Here is a 19,069-nt window from a genome sequence, read left to right on the forward strand (position 1 = left end):
TATCTTCCCGTTCTTTTGATACCCTTAAAATATCAGCTCTATTTATACATGTAGAAAAATAATCTAAAAATTTGTATAATAAGATAAGAAGTGTAGCATTCTGTTATAGAAAGGTCTTGGTATAATGCTAGGCATTGATGTCAAAAAAACAAAAGAAGAGTTAATTATTTCATGGCAATTTGCGGAGGTCACGATTCCTTTACGTGATGTGATTGAGGTTACCGAAGATGCTACCTATGCCGGTGTTGAAGAACCAAGTGCAATCCGTATCGGAACAGCATATGGGACAACTGATCGTATATTAATTAAAACTGTAAAACAAAATTATGTATTATTTACTACGAATAAAGTGTCGATTTTAAACGCAATTCACGCGTAACAATGAGTAGATAAACGCGCTTAAACAAAGTTCAAGTGAAATAAAAAGGTGCAAAGTCATAGAATTGACTTCGCACCTTTTTCTATATTTGTGAGGGTAGCATGTAATTGATGCCGCAGAAATTGGGATGCAAAATTGCATCTTTAATTCAGATATATTAATAATAAAGATGAACTGCTCAACATTTTTCTTTTAAGTTAGTATTTCAAACCCTAGCTACCTAAAGAACTCAAGTAAACGTATCTTAAATCCTTTTAAGTGGCACAAAAAGCGTCTATGTAGGCGCTTTTTGTATAAGAAAACACCTTATATGCATAAGGTGTTTTCTTATTTCATCTATCTAGAACTTCTCTATTTGAACTGTAAAATGTGGCTTGAATTTTACTTCGATTGTTTTGTTTTCTACGCCGCCTTGGACATATAATGAGTCATTACGGGTATAGATTCGTTTCGCCGAATGTATCTTGGTTTCAAATATGCATTTATTTTTGTAATACAATTGTAATTCAACAGTTTCCTCGTAATAACACATAATCATTACTAATTCAAATCCTAATTTATCTATTTTATTATATATATATGCACCTGCACCAGGAATAAAATAATCTTCTGGTTCACTCTCGAATATTTCTAATAATTCGTATTCATCATATTGAATATTCATTTTAACAACTCCTTTCGTGAATGGTCTCAATCTACTTTATTTATAATATTCACGATTTATTAGGTACAACGGAAACAACATCGCCACTATCATTCAATACGACTCTAACATCTTTCCCATCGTATTGCCATAGACCAGGTTTATTTCCTGGTTTTTTAGTATCATGCTTAATTGTTTCTTCTACTACGCTTGGTGTTACACCTCGCGGATCAACTTTTTTTAATTCCTCCATATATTCTTTTGATCCGAATGTGTAACCATTCCTTTCAGCTCTTTCACGTGCACGCTTCGTAAGTTCTGCCCGAACCTGAATTGTATCAGGTGCCATTCTTTCAAGAGCATGTTCAGTATACTTACGCCCATCAATGACCCCTCCGCCTCTTGGCATACTCCATCCAATCTCTTCAGTTACCTTTGATACTTTTCCTAAATCCTTCGCTTTTTGTTCTAACTCACCATATTTACCGAATACACGTCCAATAACTTTAGGAGCCCCACCAAAAACAGTAGAAACGGTTCCCCATACATAGTCATTTTTGTCATACTCTCTATTAGTGAAATATTCTTTGCCGTTAATGAGTTGTAGCCCTTGTTTGATTTGCCCAATAACTGGAATGAAATCAAGTGACATCGATCCAAGTTCATTTGTACGCTTCTGTTCTGCCAAAAACTCTTCCATTTTTTCAGGTGGTACACCAAAATCTTTGAGGCGAGTAGATAAACCATCCATGTTTCCAACATTTTTAGCTATATTAGACGTATCTATTTTATAGCCTGAAATCTTATAGCAGAGTCCATAATGTTATTGGCAGCATCTAATCCAGACATGATATCTGTATGCAAGGTTGGGAATGCTTGTTGAGCTTCTGCAACATGCGTTGAGACACTATTAATTAGTCCATCAGCCATTACCGCTTGTTTATGAAGTGATGCCCCAGCTTTTTGTATGGTAGAAAACTTGGCTTGGAGCAACGGAATTAACGATTAAACACCGAGCAGCTGCTGACTGTTTTGCTGTCCTGGAATTATTACAACAACTCAAAAATAAGCAAATAGATTAAAATACTGTAAATAGGACTAAATTATTAACATAAAAAATAAGCACATCTTGTAAAAAAACAGATGTGCTTATTTTTTAATTTTTATGCATTTTTACGTTTTAGGAAAATCACTCCACCAACAATTAACAATAATGCACCTGCAGCCATAGAGATCCAACTTGTAAGGTCAGCGCCTGTTTGGGGTAACCATCCAATTTTAGATTGAATTTCTTTCTTAGGTTGTGGTTGCTCTTTTACTTGCTCTTTAGGTTGCTCTGATGTTGGAGTATTTTTATCTTGATTCGGCTGTTCTGGTTTAGGTTGTTCCGGTTTTACCTCTTTGAATTTCACTGTTTGTCCCTTATCTTCAAATTCAGCGTGAATAGCTACTAAAATATTATCTTGATACAGTTCTTCAAATACTACTACTTCTTTACCTTGTAATGCAGAAGCATTAAATGTGAAATCTAATGTGATAGAACCATTTTTTTCTTTTGCAGTAAACTTAGATTCTACTGTTACTTCTTTATCATCAACTAATAATGGTTTGTTTGTTGCTTTATCCATTAGTTTGCCTTTTACAACGTACTCTTTACCCACGATTAAGTCTTTGTATTCCACTTTATCTTGGATTGTTACAGATTTAGAAGCGTCTAACTCTTTAGAACCATCAGCTTTGTTTGTAGCTGTTGTTTTAATGGAAGGCTCTACAAATCGAACTGTTTGACCTACATCGTTAATGTCAGCGTGAGTTGCAATTACTTGACCTTCATGCAATAAGTCTTCAAACACAACTACTTCTCTTCCTTGCTGTTCAGCACCAACGAAAGTAAAGTCTAATGTTACAAAACCATTCTTTTCTTTTGCAATGAACTTAGTCTCTGCTGTTATTTCTTTACCATCAATTAATAATGGTTTGTTAATAGCTTTGTTCATTAATTTACCTTTTACAGTGTACTCTTTACCAACAACTAAGTTAGTATACTCTACTTTATCTTGAATAGTGATAGAATCCTTTGAATGAATCTCTTTTCCACCATCAGCTTTGTTTGTAGCAGTTGTTTTTACTGATGGCTTAACGAACTTAACTGTTTGACCTTTATCATTGATATCAGCATGTGTAGTAACAACTTTTCCGTCTTTCAGTAACTCTTCGAATACTACTACTTCTTTTTCTTCTAAACCAGTTGCATCAAAAGTGAAATCTAGTGTAATAGAACCGTTTGCTTCTTTTGGTGTAAACTTAGTTTCAGCAGTTACTTCTTTACCATTTACAACTAATGGTTTATTAGTCTCTTTATCCATTAATTTACCTTTTAAAGTGTACTCTTTACCTACTTGTAGGTCTTTGTATTCCACTTTATCTTGGATTGTTACAGACTTAGAAGTGTGCATTTCTTTTGTACCATCGGTTTTATCAGTAGCTGTTGTTTTTATTGATGGAATCTTTTCATCTTTGACAATATGTTTAATGATTTGACCATTCTCTTTGATCTCAAAAGAGAATATTTCTTCATTCAATACATAACCTTTTGGTGCAACAGTTTCTTTATATGTGTATTTTCCAAATGGTAACTTTTCAAACTTCGCGATACCTTTATCGTCTGTTTTCCCTTTAACTACTTCTTTTCCTGCTTCATTATAAATAGTAAACTCTGCATTCGGAAGCTTATTGTTTCCATCAGCTACATCAACTTTTGTAATTTCTAGATTACCTTTGATAAGATGATTAACTGCTAATAGCTCAATAATTTTTCCGTGTTCCTTTATTTCGAACACAATCGGTTCTGTAATAAGAACGTAACCATTTGGAGAAGCCTTTTCTACAAATGAATATTTACCATACGCTAAATCTTTGACGTTAACTTCACCATTTTTATCTGTCTTATATTCCCCAATTACTTTCCCGCTTGCATCTTTTAGCTCGAATACTGCACCTTCTAATTTTTTACTGATATCTTCATTATCTACTTTTAGTAATTTCACACTACCTTTCACTTCTGTATTTTCCACTGTAAAAGTAAGTGTTTTATTGTGCTCTTTAATTTCAAAAGGATACTTTGTTTTATTTCCAATATATCCATTAGGTGTTTTTGTCTCTAAGAAATAATATTTACCATACGTAAGACCATCAACATTTGCAATTCCATTTTCTTTTGTTACTACTTTTTTCACTTCTTTTCCATCTTCAGTAAAGACCGTGAATTCAACATTAGGTAACATCTTACCTGAATCACTAAGTTTTTTTATTTCGATGTTACCTTTTACTTTGTTGTTTACTACTTGAACAGCTCCTATTTCCCCTGTCTTAACTTCAATAGTTTGTGGTTTATCACCTGAAACATAACCTGTTGGTGCTTTAATTTCTTTTACTATGTAGGTACCAATTGGTAGGTTATTTAATTCTGCAGTACCATCAGCACCCGTCGTGATTTTTCCAACTGATTCATTATTTGCATTAAAGACTTCAAATACTGCACCAGCTAATATTTCTCCATTTTCCCCAACCTTTTTAATTTTTAAAGAACCAGCAGCTTCCCAATTTACTGCAAGGTCACTACTAAGCTTTTCCTCATTTCTTTCTAGTAGCACTGTAGCATTCTGAACAGTATCAGTACCGCGATAAGCAATTGCTTGAACTTTAGTTAAATTTGTAGCAACACTTAGATTAAATTCACCTGTTTTTGTATCTTTAGGAATTTGGATACGGAATTTTTCCCCAAGTGAAAGCTGATCTTTCACTTCTCCATTTTCACTAACAATTTTAACTCCATTAGGTGCATTTTTCGCTACTACTTTATAAGAACCACTCTTAGCATTTGTTTGTACTGTGTATAGGTTTGTTTCAAAAAACTCACCCTTTAATTCTGCCTTTTGCTTTTCAGCAGGAATCACATTCATAAAAATATCTTGAATATCTTCACTTGTATTTGCAGCATTAATAATTGTCTTAGCCGCTTTTTCAACATTTTTATTTTCATGCTTTAATTCATTTACATCAAGTTGACCTAATGCATTCCAAACCGCAAGCTGAGTTGCATAATGTGCTTCATTCTTATTAGCTACTCCCAGTTGTTCTATACTTTTTTGTGGGAAACCATTTAATAGAACCCTATATACTACATTATCTGTTTTCCCCATTTCAGGAAGATCTTCACCATTTGGTGATTTTAAGCCAAGAGTTAAACAATAAGCAATTTGACCGCTTGAATTTTTAATAATTTCAGTTCGAATGTACTTACCTAAACTGTTGCTATAACTCCAGTTCATTGAATACTTTTCATGCGTCATAACCTCGGCATTTGCCTTCGGTAGAAACACATTAAAGAATAATGCTAGTACTGATAATAATGCAAAAACTCTTTTAACAACTCTTCTCCCCAATTTTAAAACCTCCCTAGATAAAATGAATCCGATGTATTATTCAAATATTTAAAATAATCACAACGAAGATATTTCATATTATAAGACATAAAGTTACAAATATTATATTATTTTTACAAATTATTTATTTTCTCAACAACCACTATAAATTATAATATTAAAACATTCCATTTCGCAAAAGTAACAATATTAGGATACCTTAGCAAAATAAGAAACTTGGTAAAATACTAGAATAACGGTAGTTGGAGTACGGAAACGATTCTTGGCATGAAGGACCACTACAAAGATATTTTAATATGTAAACAGATATTTTCAGATTGAATATATGTATTAATAATGAAATTTTATTGCATTTACACCTGCAATGTTTATATAAAAGATAGTAAATTATGTTTTTATAGGATTTTTTCTATTAGTTTACTGGAAATTTGCATTATTATGTGACAATAAATATCATTGTATTTAATATAAAATGATATAAAAAAAGGGGCACGTAGATAATTATTAGAACTTTCAATCAATTAATTATACTAAAATTAGTATTAAGAATATTAGTAAAAAAGTAACAACGTTATTACTAAGTTCGAATATTGGTCTAAGTACCCTAGCATCTCAATGGTAACCTCTTGAATACTTTTACGTTTTTAAATAAATTAAAATAACAAAAAAATAATAATTTTTAATTTTTTTCTTTGTAATTTAATAAGTTACATGTTAATATGGCGAAGGTTATAAAATGGATTTCGCCATACACAATGTTTTTTCGGAATATTCACTCCAGAGAAACGTAACTATTTCTGTAATTTGCTTTATCTTTTACCTATACAAGGGCTACTTTCAATTTTTTTGTTCATAAGTAAAAGTAACTTTTTATTTCTATCTTCCTCATCGATTTTAATATAAATGGTAAAAAAGCACTTTTTCAAGTGCCCTTCCTTTTCTTTTTTAAAGATAGAAAATCTAATAAAATCAAACACCTAGATTAAACACATACATAATCCTACTTACAAACTCTCAGAGAGGTATAAACTATGGGAATTCCTACACTATTATTAAATACATTTATTATTATTATTTGTATCCTTAGTTACCAAGTATTTTGGCTAGAACATAAAGAAAAAATGGCATGTAATAATATATTAATTTCTGTACTTTCCTCCATTGCAATTATTTTTTGTATGACTTTTCCTTTTCATTTACACGCTGGGTTCATTTATGATTTACGTTTTATTCCCATTATATTAGTTTTTCTATATGGAAATACAAAGAGCATTATTTGTATTGGAGTTTTATATCTTTCTTATAGATTTTACTTAGGTGGAAGCGGAGTCTTCCCATCATTTATTATCTTTACTATTATTTCTGTTATTACAATCATGTTTCGTTACTTGTCACCTACTTATTTCAAGGAAAAGAAGATATTATTAAGTATTCTACTTATTTTGATATGTACAACTTCCCTTTCTATCTGCGGTATTGTAACGCAAATAAATACAGGTGTTAAAATTGACTCTACTCTCATTGAATTTTTATTCAATTATATAATCATAAATATTTTCACAGTATTATTATCAGTTTATTTAATAGAAGGAATGATCGAGAAATATAAAATAAAAGAAAGAATGCAAAGAGCAGAAAAATTTTATATAGCTAGCGAACTAGCTGCATCGATCGCGCATGAAATTCATAATCCACTGACCACGGTACGTGGATTCACTCAATTACTAAATGAAGATGAGAGTGCTAAGATGTCTCAAGATAAGTACTTAGAAATTATGTTACTTGAAATGCAGCAAATACAATCTACTATTAATAACTATTTATCTTTAACCAAACCACAAAACATTATAAAAGAGGAACTAGATATTAATTACATATTAAATCAAGTGAAAGATAATATTTCACCACTCGCTCTTTCATATAATGTTGAAATAAAACAGCATATTACAACAGATTCCCTTTACATAAATGCTAATACTGAAAAATTTAAAATATGTCTAACCAACATCATACAAAATGGAATTGAGGCTATGAAAAATGGTGGCGTATTACAAATAAATATACAAAAAATAAAAGGTAATATTGTAATTGATATTATTGATACAGGAATAGGAATGTCTTCCCAACAAATAAAACGTATTGCCTTGCCATTTTATTCAACAACAGAAAAAGGTACTGGGCTTGGTACTATGATTGCGTACAGTATTATTAAAGAATTAAACGGAGATATAGAGATAGAAAGTGAACTAGGAAAAGGAACACACTTTTCTATCACTATCCCCTGCTAATATAATAGAAGATTTATTTAAATGATATTATTTTGTAGCTAATATAACCATATAAAAAGAAGACGTAACTATTCGTCCTCTTTTTATATGGTTCTGGTGCAAAAATGTTAGTTAGAAACATAGAGCAGCAATTTCACAATTTATTCACAAGTACCGTTAAGCGCAAGTTTACGTTAAGTATGCTATTTGCATAATAATGTTTTCAAGAAAAAAGTAGCTGTACTTTTGTGCAGCTACTTTTTTATGCAATAAATCAGTAATAGATATTCGAGCTGCAATAAATGCCCCTTTTATACTTTGAAATGTAATTTGCAAAATACAATTTGACATAATTTTAATAGTATGAGATGTATATTTCTCCATAAAAGTAACTTATTTTTATCTCTTTTAAACAATTTATTATATTATTTTCATCTAATTAGGCACAGAAACGTTTTGCAAAATCTTACTACTTTTTAGGAAAAACGTTTTTAGGGTACATTTTAAAATAGCTCTTTTTCTTTGAAATGTTTCTGTGCTTAATATTTAAAATATCTTATGTCAAAATTTTCCGCAACAAATATGTTAAATGATTCATAATTATATATAATATGGAACATTAAAGTTAAATATTCCGTATTATACTCTATTAAATATAGCGTATTTAATTTATTAGTAATTAATTTATTAGTCTAAGTATGAATTATAAAGTATGTTCGTTTAAAATTGTCACAATATAATTTTATATTCGACGTTTTTAATTACTCGTGAAACATTTGCAAATGTTTTAACCGTTATGTATAAGGTAAATATCCCCTCTAAATATAAGATTTACTTAATTTAGATTCTTTCTCTCATAGTAATAATGTCGAAAAAAGTCGAATTTTTATATTTTTTCTTTATTTTCTAGTTGTAAACGTTTTATTTTCATGTTACCATCTTAATCAAACATTAGATGGTAATAAAACTTAAAGTATTTCTTTCCCTTAGAGACATATAAACGTTCGGTAATACCATGAAAATAAGGCCAAAGAAATATGAGTTACCTGATAAAAGATTTAATAGGATTTTTACCGCCTTAATTTTCTGTTAATTCAGAATGTAACACTTTAACATTTTGTCCCTAAACAAAATTTAAATTTTAGTGTGGTAAACTCAAAAAGCTAAATCACCCACCCAAATTAATAAATGATATATCCTGTTATATCTAGCGATCAGTCATGAGAAATAGATTTCTTCCTAAGAAAACTTAGCCCATTAATAAAAAGTGTCTAAATTTCTATCTTTATTACCATCTATTGTTGATAACATATTTACCAACTATAAAAAAGAACCTATTGAAGGTTCTTTTTATTATAATCATTAGCACTTCAATTATTGATAATCATTGGTGTTGAATCTTTATTCCCTCACCTTATATAGTTTTCTTTTATTAACACTTGAAGACTTATTGAGGTACGGTTCTGATTTTAATTTTTTTTTTATTTTTAAGCGACTAATTTCCGAATGATGGGCCATCCACAGTTTTATATCTAATAAAGAAAGAATTATGTCTGTTTCAAGTGACATTTTGCTTACCTCCTTCTCTCTTATGGGTTATGTAGATAATATATCTCTTGAATCTGGAGCCTTTAGAACACATAATGGATACCCTAAAAAATAGACTTTATTTTATCTTTATCTTATCTTTACCTTATCTTTAAATTTTTCTATTAAACTTAGCATTTAGAAAAAAATTTTCGAGTCTAAAAAAGCTGGGAAATAGAGAATTATTGAATTTTTTTAATAACCAGCCACCATTGAAAATAGGGTTTCTTGTAAAAGGAGGAGTAATATTTGAAGAATAAGAGAAAAGTACAAACTATTATATTATTCTTTATTAGTATTTTAGGGTTAGGAACAATAATCGGGATACTATATTTTAATGACAAAACCAATACTCAAAAAAATAAAGCGTTTGCTACCGAGGAACGTTTATTGCAATATGAGCCCATCATGAAAAAAGAATTAGAAAAATATAATTTGGGAGAAAAAACAGCAATTTTACTAGGAATTATGTACCACGAGAGTAGGGGTGAGGGCAACGACCCTATGCAATCTTCCGAATCACTTGGATTAAAGCCAAATGAAATCCAAGAGATAAACTTGAGCATTAAACAAGGGGTAAAGCACTTTGTTCAAATGTATAGATATGGAGAAGAAAAAGGTGTTAGCATGGATACAATTATTCAAAGCTATAATATGGGGCCAGGCTATATTGATTTTATTGCCAATCAAGAAGCTAAACAACACTCGGAAGATACAGCTAAACAGTTTTCTAAGTTGAAAGTTGATCAGAATCCAGCTACATACACTTGTGGTGGAAATAAACAAAATTTTAGATATCCATATTGTTACGGTGATTTCACATATACAACAAAAGTGAATGAAAAAGCAAAACTTATTGAAGAACGCCTCCAAAAAAATTAAAATTGTATATATTTGTTTGAAGGAGTTTTCCATTTACTTTTATATGGTTTTTCATCAACTTTTATCCCCTCTTACCATCTAAATGTATATATACAACTATCGTATCATATTTCAATTTAAATACGGCTCTAGTTACATATTTCGCAAGAAATCTATCCAGAATATAAATAAAATCACCATTTTACATGAAATAGTATCCACTTAGCGAATTCATTAGGCATAAAAATAAATGTAGATTCAATAAAAAGAGAGCACCCTCGCTATTGGTGCTCTCAATGTGAATTGGGGTTTATCCTGAGCATTGAATAGGACACGAAGAACTCGTCCTGTTACATAATATTATGCTTGTCCATATTATAATGTGCAATAAAAAAAGCACCCTCGCCCAGGCGCCAAGAGATACATATACGTTGAGGTAACTAACACGTTAGAAAAGGCCCTTCCATATCATTGTATGATTATCAATTATCTTTATACCTAGCAGACTCATTAAATACGTTTAATGTATCATTTCTATTAGTTTAACCATGCCTAATGCCCTCCAATTCATGGTTAGTATTCTAAATAGACCAACGATGTATTATAATCCTTTATATACCCAAGGAGGTTTACCATGCTTAATTTTCATAAAACATTCCCCATCTTAGGATTCTTTTGGTTTTTATATAGTTTTATCGGCATCATCTTTTTATTACTATTCCTTAGCGTATAGTAACAACGCGTATAAATAGTAGAAGATTTAATCAACCATCCAGGTATGTTTTCAATTACTTTCCAGTCGCTACGATATAATTGTAAAAACACTTCTTGTGCTAACTCTTCAGCGATAGATTGATCTTTAACAATCCATATAATCTGTTTCACAGCATAAGCATAGTACTGCTTAAATAAATCTTCAAAAGGTATATCAGAAGCATGACTTTCTTCATTTTCTATGGTTAACATGTTAGTTTAAACCTCACTTTCAATTTGATGCCTGTATTATAGAGAAACCAGAAAAACGGATTTTGTGACAGTTTTTCTGGTTATTTTTTTATTATGTACTAAAAAAAGCATTCATCTGATTAAAAGATAAATGCCAAAAGGGAAATGAAAACATAAAACTATAACTCTTGCAGTAGTTTTCTATTAATGGGGTACCGCCACATCGCTATCAAGCTAATAAAAAAGAAATGCCCCCTAGAATGAAAAAAACGCCATCCTTTCCTATGATTCTACAGAAAGAATACCGTATTTTTTCATTTTAGGGGAATAATTAATCTCTTAAGTTGATGAGCATGCAGCAAGCCCCTTTAAAGGTAATATTGTGGTACCAGGCTGCCCTCTATACTGAAAAGGTAATATCACAACTCAAACTGCTATATTTATTTCCTGTCGAATACACTCTTTTTTATTAGCACGTTTCCATAAATATATGGTGTAGAAGAATAAAATTGCAATAATAATATATGCAAAAAGCGACGAGGCTTGAACATTCCCCATAAAATTAAAGAAATTATTAAAAGCGTGGAAAGTAATGGTGATAATAATTGATTGCTTATTTACGATAAGTAAGGACAGAACAAGTCCAACTAAAAATGCATATATGATTTGTAAAATGGTATCTTTAATAGACTGCCCACCAATTAGTTGTAATAAATGGGTGATACCAAACAAAAAACTTGAAATCAAAACTGATTTTTTTATCCCCTTTGAAAACAACATTTTGAGCATAAATCCACGAAAAAAGATTTCCTCAATAAATGCAACAACAAAAAATTGCATGATAAACATAAAAAATAAGTCAGATACCGATGTGGTGAGACCCCATAAAGAAAAGACACCCTAAGGTGCCTTCCTCCGACTTGAACCACTTTAATTTAATAATATGTATTGGACATTAAGTAAACACGTCCTATAAAACAGAATCATTTATTTTCAACAGATTGTTAGTGTACAAATACAAGAGAATCGAGATCGTTTGTTTGGCTAGATTAAAGCAACGCCACACCACACCTATATGGTTGAGATGTGTTACGCCTTCTAATCGGAGAATCAGCTTTATAGAACGTGTCCACAATTTATATTTTACTACATGTAATATTTATTTTATGTAATTTTTACAAATATGTATAATTACATAAAATTCACGAGAAAAAGAGAGTATACTTTGATATTGTGTAATAAAGATAAGGCCCACCTACGGAAATAGGTGGTTTTTTTGTTAGGCATTACTATCTCATTGCACAAAAGGGAATTTGCATTAAAATAATATCATATTCTTAGAGTTCTTATATTGAGAAAAAAGACACTCTTATGAGTGCCCCTTTTTTTAGTAACCGAATCCGCCGCTACCGCCGCCCCAACAACTACATCCTATAATGATTAACAGGATGAATAGAACGATCAGTAAAGCAAATCCGCCACCTAACTGTCTACGCTTAAAGACTAAAGTTACCTTTAGCCCTCCAAGACTCGCTACGAGCGAATGGCTAGTTCTTACTCGACGGGAATCCCACCCGTTATATGATACGACCTAGGATCGGCCGCACACCTACCTCGTTAGTTAATATGAAAATGAAACCCAATGTCTTTCAGGCGAAAGTATAATCTTGGTTTGGAAATATACAACTGTTTGGACATAAAAAAGACCATCGAAATGATGGTCTTGCAGACTGTAGACAAATGCATAAAATAACGAATGAACCTTTCTCTGAACACTTACTTTACTTCTTTCATAAATAGTCTAACGTTTTCAGCGATTTCTTTGAATTTGGTATGGTGTAAATAATGTGATCCATCCATGGTTACTACTTTTCCATGTACCGAGTCTTTGATCTGCCCTTCATGCAGAGGTATCCATCCTGCTACATCTTCATTATTCGCTTGTACAAAGAGAAGAAGTGGAAGATATTTAGGAAAGATTAAACCTTGAGCCCCTTTAAAATTAGACGAAATATGATCCATCTCATTCAAGGTTGTGTCATTATACATGTTTTTATTCGAAATCATTTTCATTTGCTCTACGGTTTTTTCATCAAATGCCAGTCCAGTATAGGGGTCAGCACTGATTTTCATAGCCAATCTTAAGAGACCTAATTTTTTGAGATATGCAAACGTTTTTAATGGGAAATTGATATCCATACCCGGTTGTGTTGCAACACTGCTATCGATTCCGACAAATGCAGTCACCTCGTTTGGATATTTGTTCACATAATCAATTCCATAAATGCCTGTAATGGAGTGGCCCATGAGCATGTATCTGTTAATATTAAGCTGCTGTAGAGCTTCATGAACTTCACTTACCATATTCTCCGTGGTTCGCTCTTTTACAGTTTCATCACTTAATCCATAACCGAAAGGCTCTACCGCAACAACTTTGTAAAATGGAGATAATTCATCGATAAGAAGCTTAAAATCAAGCCCTGGAGTAGCTGTTCCATAACCAGGCAGGAGCACGATCGTTTCCTCGCCCTCGCCTTGAATTAACACATTCATGTTTTTCCCGTCTACAGATACGTGCTGCCCGTAGGGCACTATTCGTTTTTGCTCCGAATGACTACTCATCACATTTACGATATAAACAATACCTAAAAAAAGTACAATGACTAGAACGATTGCTCCTATGGTTTTAAGTAAGATGTTTCGCACTTTCTTTATTTTCATTCCCCTCAGCGTTTTCTTTTCCTCTTGTTGTGTCACTTTCATCTTCTCCTGTCCTGATCTGTTTGCCTTCCTTCATGTGCCTGTAATGAAAACTTAACCAATGAAGATGTACTCACCATGACGACAATATGAACTGAATATGAACTGCCAAAAAAAATGCTACGGCTCTATATGCAAGTAAGCTTGCATATGAGTCGTAGCATAGAGAATGAATCTAACTAATCTGTTGGTGTAGTGATTGGCAAGGTGACAATGAAGGTCGTTCCTTGACCAAGTTCACTTTTCACTCGGATGTCACCTTGATGAAGCGACACGATCTGTTTAACGATAGCGAGTCCCATACCACTTCCGTCATACTTACGACTGTGGGAACGATCGGCCTTAAAAAAACGATCGAATATACGCTTCTGGTCGTCAAGGTGAATACCAATACCAGTGTCGGATATTAGGATTGTCACGTTTTTGATATCTTGTTTGATGCTTACGTTAATCACGCCGGCATCCTCGGAAAATTTGATGCTATTTCTGAGGATATTCGTCCATACCTGATTTAACAGGTCATGATCAGCCGTTACTTTAACTGTCTGTAAATCAAGCTCGAAATGTATATCGCGAGCAGACCATTGTGGCTGGAGCGCCACGATTATCCGTCGGATTTGTTCATCGAGGCTGAGTGTGACGAGCCGCAGTTGCTTTGACTGCGATTCAAGAAAACTCAGCTTTAGCAGGTTATCGCTCATTTTGGACATCCTTTTCGCTTCAGCGATGATAATATCAAGATAACGGCTTCGTTCGTATTCTGAAAGGTCAACTTGCTTAAGCACTAGAGCATAACCGGATATCGAAGTGAGCGGAGACTGAACCTCGTGCGACACGTTCGTTACGAATTCCCTGCGCATCTGCTCAAGTTGCTGCAGATCGTGCATCATTTCTTCGAAGCTGCGAGCCAAAGTACCCAGCTCACTCGTTTGCTTAATATTCAACTTGACGTTGAAATCTCCAGATGCTATCCGCTTGGTCGCTTTTGTCAGCTTTTTTATCGGTCTTACCAGGAATACAGAGGCAACTAGAATCAATAAGCTTCCTGCAATCAACGAACATGTTGCAAAGACCAATGCCCACTTTGTGACAAAAGAGGCTGAAGGAGGGGCGAGCGCTTCCAAAAATATCGCTTTCGTTCCCATTTCCGTTTTCAACGGCAACCCTAAGAGGACCGTGGCAATACCATTAGGAGTGTCCTGAACAACACCTCCATCTAATACTTTCTTTAGTTGCTCCATCGTCACAGGCGCAGGTTTGTGTCCGTGAAGTTTACCGTAAGACTTGAACTGACCCGTTGCTTCGTAGATTCGAATATAATAAGAATCGAGCTGCTTCATTTCACTTACGAACAAGTCCGCTTCACGTAACGGAAAGGTCTTGTAAATCCGGACGATGTCTTGGCCAAAGTTACGTAAGTTGATTTGAGCATTTTCGTTCAATTTATCTTCGAATATCCAAGTTGACACCAAAAAAGAAATGATCGTGCCCCCGATGATGGAGACTAAAAATGTCAGGACAACACGTATATATAAGGATCTGATCATTCATAAACCTCAAGCCGATACCCAAGCCCGCGCACCGTTTCGATCCGAAAATCGGGTGTTGTCGCGAACCGTTCACGCAGCCGTTTAATATGTACGTCTACCGTTCGATCATCTCCGGCGTAATCGATACCCCAAATCTGATCGATCAACTGCACGCGCGTATAGACTTGTCCGGGTGTTCCAGCGAGCTTATACAGCAATTCGAACTCCTTTAGCGGCAACGTAAGCGACTCCGTCCCTTTCATCACTTTATAGGTCTGTCGATCAAGGATGACGTTCCCTAAATGGATCGTCTGCGTGGAGCCAATCTTGTATCGTTTGAGTAGTGCCCTAACACGAACCGTCAACTCTAACGGATCGAATGGTTTGGTTAAATAATCGTCCGTCCCAAGTTCGAAACCTTTCACTTTCTCCCATGTTTCTCCTCTCGCAGTCAGCATAAGTAAAGGTAGATCAGGATTGGCTCTTCGGAGCTCCTTGCTTAACGTCCAACCATCCATAATCGGCATCATAATGTCAAGTACGACAAGATCGACATTCGTTGAGATGTAGACGGCCAGTGCTTCCTTGCCGTCCGCTGCTTCAGCTGTTGCGAATCCGTCGTTGCGTAGAAATAAACAGACGAGTTCGCGAATGTTCGCATCGTCGTCAGCAACTAGTATAGTAGGCATCGGTTCCCTCTTTTCCCTGTTTTCCACCGCATTATTTCAAGCAATCATTATACTATAAATTAACACGTATGTTGATTAACCAAAGTAATACAGTTTCTTGATTTATCGACCTGTAGAATTCAAGTGTTTCTTTCAAACTAATTTGCCACTCAATTGACAAGGCTTCACAAAGAAACAGGCGTGTGAAACCTGCAAATGACAAGCGTTTATTTTGTCTTTTGGCCTTGTGCACGAAGAAATTTCAGCAAAGCATAGGCAATTATAGCTGTGAATAACTGATTGAACAACGCATTGGATATTGTGCCAAACAATACGGGAACGTTCAAATTCAGCTAAATCCAGCGGAAAAATGATTCAATTGCCCAGCGCGATTTGTACATGGCGGCGATTCCTTCGGACAGATAGATTGATAGAACGCATATTCCCCAAACTACTCCAGTAATTACACCATCTGAAATAACACGTCCCATACCCACTAATTATTTTTCATCAAATGTGTATGGCGTATCAACTTTGATTGCACATTCGTTCCAAATCATTACTTGTTAATTTAAGTGAATTCCATCATAAAGATTCATATAGGTTTAGTAATTAGTCAAAGTTATTAGGGTGTTCTGTCGTACAATTTATATATTACTATATAATCACCTCCTGATTTTTGTATATTATAGTTCTACATCGACACATAATATATAACTTTTTCTCATTGCTTATTGAATTAATCTGCTCCGTTCAAGAAGAACCATATCAGTTTAAATAACTCAGATTTTGGCAAAATTAAATTGATTCAAATGATACCCACCTTTTAGTAATCTCAGAAAATTTCTTAGTCGCGAGTGAGGTTGGTTTTCTTATAGCTAATCCAATAGTTCGATAGCTATCACTTTCAAGTGGAATTGCTGCAAAAGAAATTTTTGATGTCGGTATAATCATTTCTGGCAATATACTAATTCCTAGATTATTCTCCACCATGGAGATCACTGAGTATTCATTCATATTTTCGAATCGAATATTGGGGCTAACTTTATTCTCCCTAAATATTTTTTGAATATCATCATAACACTGATATGTTGGCATAATAAAAGGTACATTTTCTATTTGTTGCATTGATACTTGGTTTTCCTTACATAATGGGGATTGGTTAGATACAACACATAAAAGTCGATCCCTCTTCAATTGTACGATTTCAAAGGATTTTTCAAAGGATTCAAAGTAAGTATCATTATTAATAAATCCACAATCTAATCTCCCGTTTTGTAACCAATTCTCAACTTCAGCATAGTTTCCTTCCAGTAATTCGATTTCAATATTTGGAAACTTTCCCTCCATTTTTTTAAGAATACCAGGAATCCAGTTTTTAGAAATACTCGAAAAAACCCCCACTCTTACTGTTCCTTTTTGGAACCCATTGATAGCGGCTACTTCCTGCTTCAGCATGTTGTTATAGTATAAAATTTTCCGAACGGTAATTAAAAGCTCCTCTGCATTTTTGGTCAATGTTAAAGTAGAGTGATTACGAATAAATAAAGGAAAGGAAAACTCTTTTTCCAAACTGCTAATTGCATGACTTACAGCAGATTGGGTGAAACCTAACACTTCTGCAGCTTTTGTAAAACTATTGAGTTCTGCCACTTTGTTAAATATTTCATATTTTGTTAAAGTCACTATGGTCCTCCTCATGAATTTTATTCATGTCTCCATTATATTTCTTCGTTTTATTTAATGCCATTACCAACATACAATAAGTGCATGCTCTATTATATGACCCTTGACAAGGGATGTATTTTTTATGGAAGGATGAAGTGAAATGCAAAAAATTTTAGTTACAGGTGCTGCAGGTAAGATTGGCCAAGATGTTACAAGATTCCTAGATAAGCAAGGGAATTACCAGTTACGGCTAGCAGATATTAACTTATCTGCTTTAGAAACTTTTAAAGATACAAATCATGAAATCATATATTTAGATGTTTCTGATTTAGCTGCTTGTCAAGAATTTACGAAAGGTATAGATATAGTTATACACTTGGCAGGTAATCCTTCACCAAATGCTGATTTTTATGGCTCCTTATTAGAAAATCATATAAAGGGAACCTATAATATTTTTAGAGCTGCTAGTGATAATAATGTATCCAAAGTGATAGTTGCTTCCAGTGCTCAAACAATTGAAGGCTATCCTTTGGATTATCAACCACATGCTTATTCACCCACGAGGCCCAAAAATATGTACGGGGTAAGTAAGTGTTTTGCAGAGGCTGTTGCTTCTTATTTTGCTTATGAAGAAGGGTTACAAAGTCTTGCTATTCGTATAGGTGCATATGATGATTATAATCCATATGGTAAACCACTAACAGCTAGAGATATGAGTGCATACTTAAGCCCAGAAGATTTTATGGACCTTCTCTTAAAATCGATGACGGCAGAGAACTTACCTCCATTTTCAATTTTACATGGTGTATCTAACAACAGGTTTAAACGAATTGATATTGAAGGAACAAGAAAGTTAGTTGGTTATAACCCAAGTTCTGATGCTTTTGTACTAAGTGGTATTAAGTTTTTTGATGCTTGATAAAGGCATATCTAGAAAAGAGATTATATTATAGTAGGCGCTACCATGATCTGGTTGGCGTCTTGTTTGTTGTTAAGGAAAGATAACAAAACAAAATTTCCTTAATCACAAGGCTTTAAAAGTAACCTATCCATAGTGATATTAAAGTTACTACTAACAAGGCAAGAAGAAATGTGATATTTCGAATCCACTTTTGTATATCATCAAAATACCGTTCTATAAATGCAACGTTGATATAAAACATGAGAAATACAACAAAGAAGGTAAAGTTACCAAATTTATCATTCAATTTTTCATTAGTAAATGTGCTTACATGAAGGAATAGTAAAGCAAAAGTTACTAAGAATAACTCAAATAGCCTTTTTTTGCTCACGCCACCACCACCCTACGGTAATTTC

15 protein-coding genes and 5 pseudogenes are annotated in these 19,069 nt (G+C 33.4%); 5 read left to right on the forward strand and 15 right to left on the reverse strand.

The window, feature by feature from the left end:
* The first annotated feature begins 124 nt into the window (after positions 1–124).
* The gene (locus NSQ69_RS16710; RefSeq protein WP_002128348.1) at positions 125–379 is read left to right on the forward strand and encodes a SunI/YnzG family protein; all 255 of its coding nucleotides are present in this window, start codon (positions 125–127) and stop codon (positions 377–379) included.
* Between the two features lie 340 nt (positions 380–719).
* On the opposite strand, the gene NSQ69_RS16715 is transcribed toward NSQ69_RS16710, so the two are convergent.
* The 3 genes from NSQ69_RS16715 to NSQ69_RS16725 are packed head-to-tail and all read right to left on the reverse strand — an operon-like array spanning position 720 to position 2,015.
* A complete protein-coding gene (locus tag NSQ69_RS16715; RefSeq protein WP_002167914.1) occupies positions 720–1,043 on the reverse strand; it encodes a hypothetical protein in 324 nt (107 codons plus the stop codon).
* A gap of 49 nt (positions 1,044–1,092) precedes the next feature.
* On the reverse strand, positions 1,093–1,773 hold the full coding sequence (locus NSQ69_RS16720) for a hypothetical protein (RefSeq protein ID WP_002128350.1): 681 nt from the start codon (positions 1,771–1,773) through the stop codon (positions 1,093–1,095).
* A 32-nt stretch (positions 1,774–1,805) separates the two neighbouring features.
* Positions 1,806–2,015 (reverse strand): hypothetical protein, encoded by a 210-nt coding sequence (locus NSQ69_RS16725; protein ID WP_033708038.1) that lies wholly within the window; start codon positions 2,013–2,015, stop codon positions 1,806–1,808.
* On the opposite strand from NSQ69_RS16725, the pseudogene NSQ69_RS16730 reads away from it, so the two are divergent.
* A pseudogene (locus tag NSQ69_RS16730) lies at positions 2,006–2,104 on the forward strand (3'-5' exonuclease); the annotation flags it as partial. The gene NSQ69_RS16725 and the pseudogene NSQ69_RS16730 sit on opposite strands and share 10 nt — an antisense overlap.
* Positions 2,105–2,185: 81 nt before the next feature.
* On the opposite strand, the gene NSQ69_RS16735 reads toward NSQ69_RS16730, so the two are convergent.
* A complete protein-coding gene (locus tag NSQ69_RS16735; RefSeq protein ID WP_341099516.1) occupies positions 2,186–5,467 on the reverse strand; it encodes a VaFE repeat-containing surface-anchored protein in 3,282 nt (1,093 codons plus the stop codon).
* A gap of 1,031 nt (positions 5,468–6,498) precedes the next feature.
* Here NSQ69_RS16735 and NSQ69_RS16740 point away from each other — a divergent pair.
* The gene (locus tag NSQ69_RS16740; RefSeq protein ID WP_002185304.1) at positions 6,499–7,755 is read left to right on the forward strand and encodes an ATP-binding protein; all 1,257 of its coding nucleotides are present in this window, start codon (positions 6,499–6,501) and stop codon (positions 7,753–7,755) included.
* A 168-nt stretch (positions 7,756–7,923) separates the two neighbouring features.
* On the opposite strand, the gene NSQ69_RS16745 is transcribed toward NSQ69_RS16740, so the two are convergent.
* Together NSQ69_RS16745 and NSQ69_RS16750 are read right to left on the reverse strand one after the other, a co-directional pair.
* Positions 7,924–8,118, reverse strand: a complete 195-nt coding sequence (locus NSQ69_RS16745) for a hypothetical protein (RefSeq protein ID WP_033708037.1) — start codon at positions 8,116–8,118, stop codon at positions 7,924–7,926.
* A 1,017-nt stretch (positions 8,119–9,135) separates the two neighbouring features.
* Positions 9,136–9,303 (reverse strand): hypothetical protein, encoded by a 168-nt coding sequence (locus NSQ69_RS16750; RefSeq protein WP_002137499.1) that lies wholly within the window; start codon positions 9,301–9,303, stop codon positions 9,136–9,138.
* 267 nt (positions 9,304–9,570) lie between these two features.
* Here NSQ69_RS16750 and NSQ69_RS16755 point away from each other — a divergent pair, with 267 nt between their 5' ends.
* Positions 9,571–10,203 (forward strand): lysozyme family protein, encoded by a 633-nt coding sequence (locus tag NSQ69_RS16755; protein ID WP_002035240.1) that lies wholly within the window; start codon positions 9,571–9,573, stop codon positions 10,201–10,203.
* Positions 10,204–10,932: 729 nt separating this feature from the next.
* Here NSQ69_RS16755 and NSQ69_RS16760 read toward each other — a convergent pair.
* The 8 genes and pseudogenes from NSQ69_RS16760 to NSQ69_RS16795 all read right to left on the reverse strand — a co-directional run.
* Positions 10,933–11,148: pseudogene (locus NSQ69_RS16760) on the reverse strand (hypothetical protein); the annotation flags it as partial.
* A gap of 405 nt (positions 11,149–11,553) precedes the next feature.
* Positions 11,554–12,003: pseudogene (locus NSQ69_RS16765) on the reverse strand (CPBP family intramembrane glutamic endopeptidase); the annotation flags it as partial.
* A gap of 511 nt (positions 12,004–12,514) precedes the next feature.
* A pseudogene (locus NSQ69_RS16770) lies at positions 12,515–12,610 on the reverse strand (YjcZ family sporulation protein); the annotation flags it as partial.
* A 293-nt stretch (positions 12,611–12,903) separates the two neighbouring features.
* Entirely contained in the window at positions 12,904–13,884 is a 981-nt protein-coding gene (locus NSQ69_RS16775; protein ID WP_341099517.1) for an alpha/beta hydrolase, read from the reverse strand.
* Positions 13,885–14,066: 182 nt separating this feature from the next.
* Entirely contained in the window at positions 14,067–15,434 is a 1,368-nt protein-coding gene (locus NSQ69_RS16780; protein ID WP_002128359.1) for a sensor histidine kinase, read from the reverse strand.
* Positions 15,431–16,105, reverse strand: a complete 675-nt coding sequence (locus NSQ69_RS16785) for a response regulator transcription factor (RefSeq protein WP_001142154.1) — start codon at positions 16,103–16,105, stop codon at positions 15,431–15,433. Before NSQ69_RS16785 ends, NSQ69_RS16780 begins: the two co-directional genes overlap by 4 nt.
* Positions 16,106–16,491: 386 nt before the next feature.
* A pseudogene (locus NSQ69_RS16790) lies at positions 16,492–16,735 on the reverse strand (GNAT family N-acetyltransferase); the annotation flags it as partial.
* Positions 16,736–16,882: 147 nt separating this feature from the next.
* The gene (locus NSQ69_RS16795; protein ID WP_002128361.1) at positions 16,883–17,770 is read right to left on the reverse strand and encodes a LysR substrate-binding domain-containing protein; all 888 of its coding nucleotides are present in this window, start codon (positions 17,768–17,770) and stop codon (positions 16,883–16,885) included.
* A 142-nt stretch (positions 17,771–17,912) separates the two neighbouring features.
* Here NSQ69_RS16795 and NSQ69_RS16800 point away from each other — a divergent pair, with 142 nt between their 5' ends.
* Positions 17,913–18,671, forward strand: a complete 759-nt coding sequence (locus NSQ69_RS16800; protein WP_016120568.1) for an NAD-dependent epimerase/dehydratase family protein — start codon at positions 17,913–17,915, stop codon at positions 18,669–18,671.
* A 115-nt stretch (positions 18,672–18,786) separates the two neighbouring features.
* On the opposite strand, the gene NSQ69_RS16805 is transcribed toward NSQ69_RS16800, so the two are convergent.
* The gene (locus NSQ69_RS16805; RefSeq protein ID WP_002128363.1) at positions 18,787–19,044 is read right to left on the reverse strand and encodes a DUF3963 domain-containing protein; all 258 of its coding nucleotides are present in this window, start codon (positions 19,042–19,044) and stop codon (positions 18,787–18,789) included.
* Positions 19,045–19,069 lie beyond the last annotated feature (25 nt).

The sequence above is a fragment of the Bacillus sp. FSL R10-2201 genome (genome assembly GCF_038008665.1).
Taxonomy (GTDB): domain Bacteria; phylum Bacillota; class Bacilli; order Bacillales; family Bacillaceae_G; genus Bacillus_A; species Bacillus_A mycoides.

Bases quoted from the DNA above. Each gene is read 5' to 3' on its own strand.
- NSQ69_RS16745 (WP_033708037.1), bottom strand. From the start codon at position 8,118: ATGGAGAAATATACATCTCATACTATTAAAATTATGTCAAATTGTATT.
- NSQ69_RS16710 (WP_002128348.1), top strand. From the start codon at position 125: ATGCTAGGCATTGATGTCAAAAAAACAAAAGAAGAGTTAATTATTTCA.
- NSQ69_RS16750 (WP_002137499.1), bottom strand. From the start codon at position 9,303: ATGTCACTTGAAACAGACATAATTCTTTCTTTATTAGATATAAAACTG.
- NSQ69_RS16715 (WP_002167914.1), bottom strand. From the start codon at position 1,043: ATGAATATTCAATATGATGAATACGAATTATTAGAAATATTCGAGAGT.
- NSQ69_RS16800 (WP_016120568.1), top strand. From the start codon at position 17,913: ATGCAAAAAATTTTAGTTACAGGTGCTGCAGGTAAGATTGGCCAAGAT.
- NSQ69_RS16740 (WP_002185304.1), top strand. From the start codon at position 6,499: ATGGGAATTCCTACACTATTATTAAATACATTTATTATTATTATTTGT.
- NSQ69_RS16720 (WP_002128350.1), bottom strand. From the start codon at position 1,773: ATGGATGGTTTATCTACTCGCCTCAAAGATTTTGGTGTACCACCTGAA.
- NSQ69_RS16780 (WP_002128359.1), bottom strand. From the start codon at position 15,434: ATGATCAGATCCTTATATATACGTGTTGTCCTGACATTTTTAGTCTCC.
- NSQ69_RS16785 (WP_001142154.1), bottom strand. From the start codon at position 16,105: ATGCCTACTATACTAGTTGCTGACGACGATGCGAACATTCGCGAACTC.